The following is a 251-nucleotide window of genomic DNA, read 5'->3' as shown; positions in this document are numbered from 1 at the left end:
GCAAAGGCAAGATCCAGAGCGAAAGCCAAATCTGAAGCGGTTGCAGATCTGCTTTCTGTGGGAGCTGGCTTGCCTGCGATGCAGACACCTCGGGTTTTCAGATACACCGAGGCGATGCCATCGCAGGCAAGCCAGCTCCCACATTTGACCGTGCCCGCTTTAGATTTGATTTTGCTTCACTACACTCAAGCCGGCCGGTAGGCCGCTGTGCTGTTGCTTTTGATCTTGATCTTGATCTTGATCTTAGGCGC

General features: G+C 53.4%; 1 pseudogene. It reads left to right on the top strand.

Annotated features, from left to right (window positions below):
- Positions 1-201 (top strand): annotated as a pseudogene (locus tag HX869_RS31415) (hypothetical protein); the annotation flags it as partial.
- Between the last annotated feature and the right edge of the window lie 50 nt (positions 202-251).

The organism is Pseudomonas sp. P7779, from assembly GCF_013386315.1.
Classification (GTDB): domain Bacteria; phylum Pseudomonadota; class Gammaproteobacteria; order Pseudomonadales; family Pseudomonadaceae; genus Aquipseudomonas.
Note: the sequence above shows the minus strand (reverse complement) of the source record. Positions and strands in the feature narration are given on the sequence as shown.